Annotated in this window: 9 protein-coding genes and 1 tRNA gene; 4 read left to right on the forward strand and 6 right to left on the reverse strand. The window is 39.4% G+C overall.

What is annotated here, in order from left to right:
- Positions 1-12 precede the first annotated feature (12 nt).
- From QK890_RS02385 to QK890_RS02400, 4 genes are all read right to left on the reverse strand, one after another.
- Positions 13-1500 carry a sulfatase gene (locus tag QK890_RS02385; protein WP_234070555.1) on the reverse strand — a complete coding sequence of 496 codons (1488 nt, stop codon included), beginning with the start codon at positions 1498-1500 and terminating at the stop codon, positions 13-15.
- A gap of 227 nt (positions 1501-1727) precedes the next feature.
- Entirely contained in the window at positions 1728-3743 is a 2016-nt protein-coding gene (locus QK890_RS02390) for a RagB/SusD family nutrient uptake outer membrane protein (protein ID WP_367627146.1), read from the reverse strand.
- A gap of 10 nt (positions 3744-3753) precedes the next feature.
- Entirely contained in the window at positions 3754-7275 is a 3522-nt protein-coding gene (locus tag QK890_RS02395) for a TonB-dependent receptor (RefSeq protein WP_032539368.1), read from the reverse strand.
- A 172-nt stretch (positions 7276-7447) separates the two neighbouring features.
- Entirely contained in the window at positions 7448-8464 is a 1017-nt protein-coding gene (locus QK890_RS02400) for a FecR family protein (RefSeq protein ID WP_050496814.1), read from the reverse strand.
- A 146-nt stretch (positions 8465-8610) separates the two neighbouring features.
- Here QK890_RS02400 and QK890_RS02405 point away from each other — a divergent pair, with 146 nt between their 5' ends.
- Positions 8611-9189 carry an RNA polymerase sigma-70 factor gene (locus tag QK890_RS02405; protein ID WP_032530196.1) on the forward strand — a complete coding sequence of 193 codons (579 nt, stop codon included), beginning with the start codon at positions 8611-8613 and terminating at the stop codon, positions 9187-9189.
- A gap of 59 nt (positions 9190-9248) precedes the next feature.
- Here QK890_RS02405 and QK890_RS02410 read toward each other — a convergent pair whose 3' ends face one another.
- Positions 9249-9485 carry a hypothetical protein gene (locus QK890_RS02410; protein WP_005805556.1) on the reverse strand — a complete coding sequence of 79 codons (237 nt, stop codon included), beginning with the start codon at positions 9483-9485 and terminating at the stop codon, positions 9249-9251.
- Between the two features lie 247 nt (positions 9486-9732).
- Here QK890_RS02410 and QK890_RS02415 point away from each other — a divergent pair, with 247 nt between their 5' ends.
- A complete protein-coding gene (locus tag QK890_RS02415) occupies positions 9733-10173 on the forward strand; it encodes a hypothetical protein (protein ID WP_005820049.1) in 441 nt (146 codons plus the stop codon).
- 255 nt (positions 10174-10428) lie between these two features.
- Positions 10429-10581: a hypothetical protein gene (locus QK890_RS02420; protein WP_005820048.1), complete on the forward strand. Its 153-nt coding sequence runs from the start codon at positions 10429-10431 to the stop codon at positions 10579-10581.
- 602 nt (positions 10582-11183) lie between these two features.
- Here the strand turns inward: QK890_RS02420 and QK890_RS02425 are convergent.
- Positions 11184-11257 (reverse strand) — tRNA-Asp (locus tag QK890_RS02425).
- Positions 11258-11430: 173 nt separating this feature from the next.
- Between QK890_RS02425 and QK890_RS02430 the strand changes: the two genes are divergently transcribed.
- Complete coding sequence (locus QK890_RS02430) at positions 11431-12747, forward strand: pyridoxal phosphate-dependent aminotransferase (protein ID WP_005805431.1); 1317 nt, start codon at positions 11431-11433, stop codon at positions 12745-12747.
- The last annotated feature ends 55 nt before the right edge of the window (positions 12748-12802 follow it).

Here is a 12802-nt window from a genome sequence, read left to right on the forward strand (position 1 = left end):
TATTTTACTTTCTCATAGAACTTCATCCGGCCAAGGCACTAATTTTCCAGTACTTTTAAATCTCGGACGCTGAGCTTCATTCTTTCTTAAATATTTACCTAATTCATCAGATAACCTTTTCACTATACCGGGATGACTTTGTACGAGATTCTGTTTTTCTGAAAGATCATTGGCTATGTTGAAGAGTTCTTTCTTTTGCGTACCATAGTAGTAGATCAACTTCCAGTCGCCTTTACGGATAGTACAACTGGCTCCGAACCCGGGCCCTTCTTCCCCCCATCCATTGGGGAAATTCCAGAAAAGGGCCCGATTTTTAGAGGTATCCTTTTTACCGGTCAGCAACGGGATAAAGCTGATTCCATCCACACGCTGTACCGTATGGTAACGTTTGATTTTTGCCATTCCAAGAATAGTAGGAAAAAAATCCTCTATAATTACATATTTGTCACATTCAGTCTGCGGTTGAGTTACACCAGGCCAATAGACCATCATCGGTTCGCGGATTCCCCCTTCATGGGCCGATCCTTTTCCACTACTGAGCGGAGCATTTTGTACATACAAAGGCGTGTGCCAGTAAGGCTCCGACGCCAGTCCTCCATTATCCGACATAAAAAGTATGATTGTATTATCCATCAGGTCATTCTTTTCCAGATAATCCATCAGATCCCCAAGGCTTTTGTCCATTCCTTCAATGAGTCCCGCATAAGCAGCATCATTATCTGATAGTCCTTTCTCCTTATACTTCTTATAAAACCGCTTATCTTTTTCCAGTGGCACATGAATGGCATAATGTGCCATGTACAGGAAAAACGGTTGGTTTTCCTGCTTCACTTTATCGAGTGCCCTGACCGCTTCCAAGGTAAGTGCCTCAGTCAGAAAAATATCTTTCCCGCGATACTCTTCAAGGCCGGGAGTAGCAAATTTCGATGGCGCATGGCCTTCATAGGCATTTCCGAAATGTGTAAGTCCCTGATAAGTGCCGGGAGCCCCGGGAGCTCCACCGGCAATATTAACATCAAACCCCATATTCAGCGGATTTTCACCAGGTGTTGAACGTGCGGCAAAATGTGCTTTACCACAATGTATGGTATAATATCCATTGTCTTTTAATAACTGTGCCAGCGAAGTCGCATAGGTACAATGCTCAATCTTGTCCTGTTGACAGAATCCGTTTACATTCCATTGTGGATAGATGAGTTTGTCACTTGGAGCATCATTGGAAGCATTTCTCTCCAGGGTCCAATTGGTGACTTTGTGGCAGGTACTGTTCATACCTGTGAATAAGCTTACTCGACTGGGCGAACTGATGCTATTGGCATATGCCTGTGTGAACTTCATACCTTTCCGGGCAAGACGTTCCATGTTGGGTGTCTCGTAACGTTCATTAAAAGGTGTCTTCTGATTCCAAAAAGGTACGGAAGTATCCTGCCACCCCATATCATCTACCAGAAAAAGAAGGATATTGGGACGCTTGTCCACTTTTATGCCTCCTGCATACATATTACCCGCAAGACATAACAAAAATAAGGAAGCAATTCTTTCCATTTTTAGTTTGTTGTTAAAGAAGAAGTATTGCAAAAGCCTTCTCCCCCCCACTATTTTTTCTCAGGAAGAAAGAGTGGCTACCCAAAGAGCGGTGTTAGGGATATATAATAGTGGCAATTGGTATTTTTACCTACCACCCAGGCTCTTGCAATAACTTCTTTCAAATTGAAATTCTATATGTTTTACTTTACACCAATCGGTCCTTCATTAGCTACAGTAGGCCATCCCGGATTCTGGTAAATAACAGAAGTACTGGGATCATTAGGATCTGAAGCAGTGATTCTGAAATGCGTAATAGCAATCGGATTCAGATAATGTGCTTCACACCAGGAGTATCCGGCATCATACATCAGATTATTTGTTTTAGTAGCCCGATAAGGACATAGATACTTACCACTACTGGCATAGCTTGAAACATTAGAATTCGGTTCGCCTTCCTGTACCAAAAGATTCTTCCCGTCCTTCATATACATATCCTTCAAATCGGATTCCCACAGATTGACACCTTCAATAATGTAACCCTTAACCTGATCCAAGGCTCTCCACCGTTTTAAGTCCATCATACGAAGACCTTCCGCCATGAATTCGCAACGCCGTTCACGACGTATATTATACAATAAAGAAGAAACTTCTTTTCCTGCCGAATATACCGCCCAGTCTCTCTCTCTGGAAAGGTCCGTATTATTCACTGTCACCGTATAATCTCTCGGCAACCCGGCCCTCTCGCGAAGATCCCCCCAGTAGCCGGCCGCTTCTGAACCGATAGATGTACCGTTATGTTCCATACAGTCGGCTTCAATATAATTCAGATACGCCTCGGCTACACGATATACCGGACAACCTTCGATCGCTGTATTGCCATCACGATACCAATGATCGGAAAGCCCTTTGCGAACCTGATAGCCCGTCACACATTTTAATTCTGTTATATCCAAAAGATTCGGAGCTTCCGGTAGTAAATCGGGAGTACCATTCATGATAGTCGGGCTGAGTGTTTCACCAGGAGTCATCATGAAAAGTTGCAGACGCAAATCTCTGTTTTTACGTACATTCCGTAATGCCCCATCCCCTTTATATTCATCGCTTGCATAGATCGGCTTGCCGTCACGACAAAGGAAGCTCTCCACATAATTCCGCGTATATCCTGTATTTCCTCCCACTCGAATATAATAAGGAGCCGAATGCATGATTTTATACTCAAGGAGATTGTATTGACGCCACATTAATATTTCTGAATATCCTTCCAGGTTATCTGCGGAAAATTGGGCAAAATAAGGATTGCTCATTTTATATACGTCTTCATCTGTCTTAACTATTTCATCCGTACAGTCTTTTGCTGTATTCTGTACCAAAGCCGCATTCCCGATTACTTCCTTAGCTGCGGCCTTAGCCTCCTTCAGAAAAAATGCAATTTCTGTATCGATATTAAAACCCGTTATATCCTCCGCCTTTCCCGGCCACCCCGGGCCACCCGGAACTAAAGCCGTACCTTTATGATATGTCAGCCAGGAGGCTTCAAATAAGGCAGCTCTCGATTTCAATAATAAAGCCGCATTTTTGGTTATACGATTCTTTCCACCTGTAATATTATTGCTCAGCATACCGATGGCATTATCCAAATCTTGCAAAATAAAACGAGCGACTTTGTAGCGGGGCTCCCGTTTACTGGCTGCAACTAAAGCCTCGCTTTCGTCCGGCAATGTTTTTGTTATGATAGGAAAATCACCGAAGGTCTGTAATTTAGATAAATAATTTTTAGCACGTAAAAAATACATTTCGCCAATATAATGTTTGATATTGACTTCCGTACCTTCTATTTCTCCTTTTTCAAAACGGGGTATCACTGTTTCAAGAAAATAATTTGCTTCACGAATAGGCCCAAAATACCAAGGGTCATTATTACTGGGATCACTGTAAGCTTCCGGCACTTTCCATTGACCGGGAATCCACTTATTATCATAACTGGTAGCAGCCTGATTATCGGTTGCATTATCATTTCTCCAAATACCTGCATTGTATCCGCCGTGAGTCGTGAAATTGTAGTGCTTTACAGCATAGGCAGCCAAGTCACTTTCATTGAAGAAGAAGTTGTCCGGAGTCACACTATCCAAAGGTTCCTTATCCAAGAAATCATTGCAAGAAGAAAGAATAAAACTTCCTCCTGCCAACAAAAACAAATATTGAATTATCTTTTTCATACGTCATCAATTAAAAATTAACACTAAATCCTGTGGAGAAAGTACGAGACAACGGATAGGTCTTTCCTGAAGTATATGAATTTGATCCGTATCCGGTACCGATTGTTTCCGGGTCAAAGCCTTGCGGCAATCCCGTAAGTGTAAACAGGTTTTCTCCTGAGAAGAATATTCGCAGATTGGAAATACCCATTTTAGACGTTATCCGTGCAGGGATAGTATAGCCGATCTGCAGATTTTTCAGCCGTACATAAGCGGCATTTTGCAAATAACGAGTCTGCGCCTGTTGGTTTTTAGCATAATTGACAGACAGCGGCCTGGGGAAATAAGCATTTGTATTAGGACTCCAAAAATCATCGCCTTCACGAAAAAAATCAAGATGAGGAGTAAAGCATGCTGATTGCCATATGTCACCTGTAGCTCCCCAGAACATATTATCACCTAACCATGCGTCACGTTTTGCTACCCCCTGGAAGAACAAACGCGCATCGAAACCTTTCCAGGATGCATTCAAATCCAGACCGAATTTGAACCGAGGAGAACTGTTACCGATAATCCTCCTGTCTCCCGGGTCATTGAGAGTGGCACCGGAGGTAATTTTACCATCGCCATTCAAATCCCGGTACATGATATCACCCGCACCCCATTTGGTGCCTAAAGCATCCTGTCCGCCATTGGGCAGTGAAGCAAGATGGGCGTCCATTTCTTCCTGGCTCTTGGCTATGCCGATGGTTTCAAATCCCCATATATTACCGCTATATTCACCTGCATACCAAGTGTCGATTTTACCCGTCTTATTAGGATACCTCAAAATCTTCTGGCGGTCATCCGAAAGTAACAGGTGGACTCCATAATTAAATCCTCTGATTTGATCTCTCCATCCCAAATCCAGTTCAAAACCGGTAGACTGCATATCGGCATTGTTCACTTTAGGAACATTCGTTCCCAAAGTGACAGGAAGTTCGGGAGCCGGCCCCACCATATTAATGGTTTTCCGGTTGAACCAGTCAAAGCTTACAGTCAAGCGGTTGCTCAACAATCCCAAATCGAAACCAATATTCCATGACCGCATGGTTTCCCAGCCTAATAACGCCGAGATCAAATCCGGTGCATTCGCTGTGTTGGGACGCTTGTTTTCAATCAGCCAATTAGAGTTAGGATCTTCAGCAACAAACTTCATCAACTGGATATACGGATATAGATTTGTCGTATTCTGATTGCCAAGCTCTCCCCAAGAGCCACGGACTTTCAAATTATTGATAACATCGTTATAAGGTTCCATAAATGCCTCACGCGCCACATTCCATCCGGCAGAGAACGAGGGAAACAAGTTCCAGCGCTTATTCCTTGCAAAACGTGAAGTTCCGTCATAACGAAGATTCATCTCGAACAGATAACGTTCTTTATAATCGTAATTGACTCGACCGAAAAAGCCGGCTGTAGCCCAATGAGTCAGTTGAGACTTGTCAATAGTAGGTTTTCCCGTGGCAGCATTTATATTAGGGACGGATTCTGATATCAAATCCTGCTTCGTAGCCTTAAGCTGTCTCCATTTGCTCATTTCAGCTTGAAATCCTGCCATCACTTTCACATGATGTGCCTCAGCAAAAGTTCTGCTATAGTCACTATAAACATTTGTGTTAAAATAATTGGTACGTTCAGCATTTTCTGTAACTTTCGATGTTTGCCAGGTATCACCCAAATAAGGCTCACCGGCTACATTCATTTGTGTAACCTTTAAAGAAGCCGTATGGGAAAAGTTATCGATCGTTTTATAATTAATCTCCCCGAAAATTTTCCAGTTCTTGACAGGCTCCACTACTACCTGGAATTGTTGGTATAGCCAGTCAGTCTGAGAATCATTGTCACCTCCGTAGAGAATAGGCCGGATGATCGTGTTTCCCATTGGATATCCATTAGGATCTACAGTAGGCTCCATCGGCCAACGTTTGGAAATATTCTGATAAAGAGTATTATCGGTCATAGCAGTAGGCTTGGAATAATCCTTTCTCATGTATTTCATACTATAATTCATATGAAGCCAGGGAAAAAGTTCTGCATTAATCTTTCCTGTCACCGAGTAACGCTGCAATTGATCACGACGGATAGCCATCATGCCTTCCTGCCCCATGTAATTTCCCGAAAAATAATACTGTATTTTCTCCGTTCCGCCACTAACACTCAGCGAATGCTCCTGTGAAAATGCCGTTCCTCCGAATACTACATCATACCAATCCGTATCCGTATTGCCGATCCAGTCCCAAATAGTAGGGGTATTCCTATTAGGCTGAGTAGTAGTGGTAATCACTCCCGATGCATAATCTTTGATAGCTTGAAGGCGGGTATCATCAAACTGTACTGCCGTTACACCGTCATTCCGCTGCATAGTATTGAAATACATAGCATATGTGTATGCATCTGCCACATGCGGCAGATTGATAGCCTGCGACCAACGAAAACTGTTATTGTAATTAACGGTTGCCTTCCCGGCTTTTCCTTTCTTAGTTGTTATCAACACTACCCCGAAAGGTGCACGCGAACCATAGATAGATGAGGCGGCAGCGTCTTTCAGAACTGATATGCTTTCAATATCATTCGGATTCAGCATATTCATATTTCCTTCCATACCATCGATCAGGATTAACGGAGCCGCATTGGAACCAGCGCCGATAGTACCTGTTCCACGAATATTGACCTTCATGTCCGCACCTATCTCACCGCCATTGCCATCGGAAGCATAGGAAAAATTCATTCCCGGAACCAATCCCTGTAAAGCCTGGCTTACGTTGGAAACCGGACGCGACAATAATTCATCAGCATTTACTGTAGATACAGAACCGGTCAGATTCACTTTCTTTTGTGTACCGAAACCTACGACCACGACTTCATCCAATGTTTGCATATCCTCTTTCAGAATAATCGACAAAACCTTGTCACCTTGCGCCTTCACAGTCTGAGATACATAACCTACATAAGAAACTGTGATAGTAGTGTTAGGCGAAGAGACATCCAGAGTGAAATTTCCGTTCAGATCTGTTATCACGCCGTTTTTAGTGCTATTCTCCATAACAGTAGCTCCAATCACCGGATCGCCGGATATGTCCGTCACCTTTCCCTTTATATGTATTGTCTGTTTTACGGAAGATGTATCCGGTATCTTCGTGGACAATATTATTTTCTTGTTATTTATAACATATTTTACATTAGTATTTTTAAACACCTCATTCAATATAGTAAAGATGTTATTGTACCCGGTTGATATTGATACCCGGCGGTTAATATCAACATGACTATCATTATAAAAAAAACTAAATTCAGATTGTGACTCAATTTGGGAAAGTACTTCTTTTACAGTCTGATTTTTTGCTTCCACATTGATTATAGTGCGTTGGGCATAACTGTCGCTGGCACATAGTAAACCAACAAAACAAAAAGAAAACACAAAAAGCAATTTCATAGTTAATGGAAAATTTTTCCAAACGGCAGGCATGGGATTATCCGCCCATAATTGTTGGACATAGTTGTTTTTCTTCATATCTTTGCATGAATTAAAGTTAAGAAATAATTTATTCTGTTTGCGCGCAAACAGTTTAAAGGCTTTCACATACAGGCAGATGTTGGCGCATCATGCCTGTATGTCTTTTTAATTAAGGAGGCTTGTAATGTTTCATAATAGTATCAAATTTAGTTAAACATAAGGGTTCTTTCTAATATATCTCTATAACCCGCTTCTTCTGATCGTTATCTTTTGCCTTAATGACCCGCCAACGAATGCATGATGAAATTTTAAAGTTTTCCAAGATTTCGTCTACATATTGATCTGTAAACATACCGGTGAATGTATATTTGTCATACTTAGAAGTATTTACTATAAAGTCTACATTATAACGTTTCCCCAGCATGCGTAATGCATCCCTCATAGGAGTCCGGTCAAATATCATTTTCATATCTTTCCACGACAATTCCGATTCTCCATTCGTACTCTTTAATAAAATTTCTTCGTTCTTTTTGTTATAAATGGTTTTCTGTCCCGGCTTCATTGTCACTTTACGTTTAGTACCTGCCTGCTGATATATAAATTCTACTTTACCTTCTATCAACGTCGTAGTGACTTCATCCATATTGCCGAATGCTTCCAGATTAAAACGTGTACCCAAAACCTCCACTTTAGAATTTTGAAGCGTTGAAACAATGAATTTGCGAGTGGAATCCTTAGTCACATCAAAATAAGCTTCACCATCCAAGCTTACTTCACGAATATCACCAGTAAAAGCTGAAGGATACTTCAAAACTGAACCAGAATTCAAATATACCAAAGTACTGTCCGGTAATCTAAATGAGGTAATCATCCCAGGCTGTGTACGGATTTCGTATAATTGGGTACGGACAGGCGCAGCAGATCCCGATTGATAGAGCAAAATAAAAATAGTAATTGTCATCGGTATAAGTAAAAACACGGCTACGCGCTGCATCCAACTCCACCAGGGAATATGATACTTGCTTCCCTGCATATGCCCTTTCACTTTGGTTAACTCTTCATTCAAATCTATATTTTCAGCGACTTGCTGTGCGTCGGTCATAAGAAGAAGAGTATAAATGTCAATAGCCTTCTTTTTATTCCCATCTGACGACTTGATCCAGGCTTCTATTTCCCGTACTTCATCTGCTGTCGCTTTACCATCATAATAGCTAATGAGCAAGTCTTCTATATTCGAATAATCCATTTCCATGATAAATTTATTAAAGAGACAACCGGGAAATAAAAAATACTAAACTCATTTTCATAATTAACATTACTTAATATTAATAAACTTTATAATTAACAACAGTGATTGTATATATTTAAAATACAAGCATTATCATTGCAGACATGGAACACAGCAATGAAGATGCATATTTATTAATTGCACTGAGAAAAGGAGAAGTAATAGCTTTCGATAGTATATTTAAAAAGTACTACCCAATTCTTTGCGCATATGGGAATAGGTTTGTAGATAATGAAGAGTCAAAAGAAATAGCCGGAGACGCAATTTTGTGGTTGTGGGAACATCGCCAGACACTCCAGGTTGAAACTTCATTAGGTCGATATTTACTCAAATCGGTATATCACAGGTCACTCAACTGCATTAAGCAGAAAAATTTGAAAAATCAAGCTGATACCATATTTTATGAAGAAATGGAAAAGCTAATACATGGTGTAGAAGCATTTCAATTTCAAGAGCTTTCCAGACGAATAAAAGAGGCCATAGATGGGTTACCAACTTCTTATCGGGAGGCTTTTCTTATGCATCGTTTTACCCAAAAGAGTTATAAAGAAATTGCTGAGATTTCCGGAGTTTCAATAAAAACCATTGCTTACCGCATACAACAGGCAACAAAGCTGCTTCGTGAGGATCTTGCAGATTTACTAATCACCACCCTCGTTTGTGTATTGACAATCATCCGTTAGCTATTGAATTAGTTTTTCCTCAGTTGCTGAAAAAGAATTCTTAGAGTAAAAAATTACTATCAGAGAAGTCCCCTTCCAACAAAAGTAGAAAACATTTTAACAGAGGAAAGTCTTGGTTCTTGATTTTTCTCGTTTGCAAATGCAGCAGAAACAATATTTACCCCATACTCAATCTCTTTCCGGGTAATTAGCAGAAGAGGGACTTCTGATTCTGCCAAGTTTCTACCAATGAAGAATGATATTGTTTTTTGTTCTTCTTTTGGCATATTGTCTATCACCAGAGGAAGTCTTTTCATAAAAATATTTATGGTATGAGTTATGTGTTCCTTTGTAGGAAAGTGAAAGATTCCTCATCTTTTTTATTCAATCCTAATCATATTACCCAAATTATAATTAAATTTGTCTGAAACCTTAAAGACATACATCCATGGAGCTAACCCATTATATACCAGTTAATACCACAGAAAAATAGATTTGATAATCAAAGAACTTTTGGAAGAGAATCTACTAAACAATAAAGTTTTCCAATTAAGAATCATGAATATGATTAATAAATATAAGATACAACTCTATTTCCTTGAACAACTGACTGAACTAAGGAAAATTAAACAGGTCACGCAAAAGAAAAAGGAAGCAGTATGCCAAGAGGAAAAGGAACTAATACGCCAAAAGAATTTTTTAGTTCCCAACCCAAACGATTCCTATAGCCGAAAGAAATTCAAGAATCTAGTTGGAATGACTATCGGAGACATTGCCAAAGCATATAATGTAAAAGTAAACGATATATTGGAACTCATCAAAACAAAAAATCCGTATACAAATTCATGTTTATCCACTTCCAAGTTGGAAATAAGAGATTTATTTATCAATAGATCTTACTTTAAAGGAATAATTTCCAATTATTTATCATTCAAAGCACAATGCAAAATACAGAATAACAGTTTTAAAGGTTCTTCTTCAAATTTGGTGGTAAGGGAAGTGTAAGCCCTCGTTTATAGTTGACAAAAAAGCAAGTATCCCGACTTTCCCCCGAAGAGTCTATCCATGAGGTGAAGAAGCGAATTTTAGAATAAACCATCTGAAAATCAATATCTTTAAAAAGTAAAATTTCCATCTTCAAAAGCTTTGTTTTAACACAGAGTTAAAGCTTGTTCTTTGGATGTGAATAACAAGTTCTTTAAATGCAAAAGCCTTATTATTTGCGCATAAGAACCTGACAAACTGCAAAAGGCATTAACAATGTTAATTGAAGAAAGGGATAAGGATGAAGATACCGGTTCAGACGGCGCAAATTCACTTCCGAAACTTGAGTTATCTTATTCAGCCGGTGTCTATTTTTTCTTATTAAAGCAAGCAAAAAGGACAATTATCAACTTGAAAATAAAGAAATAAAGAATTTACCACCAAATTTGGAGAAGAACCGTTTTAAAGGAAAGAAACACATGGGAATTTATGAACGTAAAGTTGATATGGTAAAACCATTAAAAGCTGTCCTTATCTCCACTCCTATGGGAGGACTAAACAAAGGAAAAGGTAGAAGATAGATAGCTGTGTCTTGGCATGTTACTCAAAAGAAAGGATTAGTCAACAAACTGAAGTGGAATGGGACACCAATAATACCAAAACAAGACAAAGAATGCATTGAATTGCAAGACTGTTCTGAACAAAACTCCATACAGTCTTTTTTGCTTATATGACATAAGGATCTCATCCTTTTACAAAATCACTTTACATGATAAATGATGGACTTAAGATAGAAAAACGTATTCATATAAGACGGAAGGTACAAAATTTAAAAAGTAATCAATATATAACATTCATTAGTTCAGTTAGTTAAAATACATGAATGTTACGCATGGATTGGTCGCACGGGTTACTAATAATCGGTCGCATATTATGCACACCATTTTTAAAAGTGTAGCAAAGGTAAGAACATAAAAAAGCACTAATATATTGAATATCAGTGCTAAATATTTGTTCTCAATTCTCCTTTGCGGTGCGTACGGGACTCGAACCCGTGACCCCATGCGTGACAGGCATGTATTCTAACCAACTGAACTAACGCACCAGTATTTCATTTCTTAATCGCTATCTCTCTCGATTGCGGTTGCAAAGGTAGATATTTATTTTATATCTGCAATAGCTAAGAAAGATTTTTTTTCATCTTTCATATTCATTTGTTGATTATAAGTAGATTATACCTATCTTTGTGACACAAATTATAAAGCAATAAAAAGAAACATGAAAGATACACCTATCAAACGGCATCTTATTGATGAAACTATCGAAGAATTTCAAATAGCCGACTTTTCAAAAGCAACCATCCGTGAAGTAAAAGCCATAGCAGCGAAAGCAGAAGCAACATCCGGAGTTGAATTTATAAAAATGGAAATGGGAGTACCAGGTCTTCCCCCCTCTTCTGTAGGAGTGAAGGCCGAAATAGAAGCACTGCAAAACGGAATAGCAAGTTTATATCCTGATATTAATGGATTGCCGGAACTAAAACTGGAAGCATCAAAATTCATAAAAGCATTTATCAATATAGATCTCAAACCAGAAGGTTGTGTACCTGTCACAGGATCTATGCAGGGTACTTTCGCATCTTTCCTGACTTGCAGTCAATGCGACGAAAAGAAAGATACAATTTTATTCATAGATCCCGGTTTTCCGGTACAAAAACAACAATTAGTTGTTATGGGGCAGAAATACGAAACATTTGATGTTTACGACTACCGAGGAGACAAATTAAAAGAGAAACTTGAAAGCTATCTGAAAAAAGGAAATATTTCAGCTATCATATATTCGAATCCCAATAATCCAAGCTGGATTTGTTTGAAAGACGAAGAGCTGAAGATTATCGGTGAATTAGCGACCCAATACGATGTGATTATCCTTGAAGACCTGGCATATTTTGCTATGGACTTCCGTCAAGATCTAAGCAATCCATATCATGCACCTTACCAACCTTCGGTAGCACACTACACAGACAACTATATTCTACTTATATCCGGTTCTAAAGCATTCAGTTATGCAGGACAACGTATCGGTGTCAGCTGTATCTCTGATAAATTATATCATCGCCATTATCCCGGATTCGACAAACGCTACGGAGGCGGCACTTTTGGTACTGTATTTATCCATCGTGTACTGTATGCTCTCTCGTCAGGAACCAGTCATTCGGCACAATTCGCTATGGCAGCTATGCTGAAAGCAGCCAATGAAGGTAAATACAATTTCCTAAATGAAGTGAAGATATATGGTGAACGTGCCCGTAAGTTAAAAGAGATATTCTTACGCTACGGCTTCCATTTGGTATACGATAAAGATCTTGAAGATCCTGTTGCCGACGGTTTTTATTTCACCATTGGCTATCCGGGAATGACCGGTGGAGAGTTAGCTAAAGAATTGATGTACTATGGAGTGAGTGCAATTTCTTTAGTTACCACAGGAAGCCATCAACAGGGATTGCGTGCATGCACTTCTTTCATTAAAGAGCACCAATATACTCAGTTGGATGAAAGAATGAAATTATTTGCCGAGAACCATCCTATATCTTAAAAAGAGCACACTAAATCGAAAAAAAGAGGAATATTGTTTGTTCGTGTAAAATAAA

It is taken from the genome of Bacteroides sp. NGMCC 1.200775, assembly GCF_040798045.1.
GTDB classification, from domain to species: Bacteria; Bacteroidota; Bacteroidia; order Bacteroidales; family Bacteroidaceae; genus Bacteroides; species Bacteroides hominis.

Coding starts and splice junctions, on each gene's coding strand:
- QK890_RS02400 (WP_050496814.1), bottom strand. CDS start 8,464: ATGGATTATTCGAATATAGAAGACTTGCTCATTAGCTATTATGATGGT.
- QK890_RS02395 (WP_032539368.1), bottom strand. CDS start 7,275: ATGAAGAAAAACAACTATGTCCAACAATTATGGGCGGATAATCCCATG.
- QK890_RS02415 (WP_005820049.1), top strand. CDS start 9,733: ATGATTAATAAATATAAGATACAACTCTATTTCCTTGAACAACTGACT.
- QK890_RS02430 (WP_005805431.1), top strand. CDS start 11,431: ATGAAAGATACACCTATCAAACGGCATCTTATTGATGAAACTATCGAA.
- QK890_RS02410 (WP_005805556.1), bottom strand. CDS start 9,485: ATGAAAAGACTTCCTCTGGTGATAGACAATATGCCAAAAGAAGAACAA.
- QK890_RS02385 (WP_234070555.1), bottom strand. CDS start 1,500: ATGTATGCAGGAGGCATAAAAGTGGACAAGCGTCCCAATATCCTTCTT.
- QK890_RS02420 (WP_005820048.1), top strand. CDS start 10,429: ATGTTAATTGAAGAAAGGGATAAGGATGAAGATACCGGTTCAGACGGC.
- QK890_RS02405 (WP_032530196.1), top strand. CDS start 8,611: ATGGAACACAGCAATGAAGATGCATATTTATTAATTGCACTGAGAAAA.
- QK890_RS02390 (WP_367627146.1), bottom strand. CDS start 3,743: ATGAAAAAGATAATTCAATATTTGTTTTTGTTGGCAGGAGGAAGTTTT.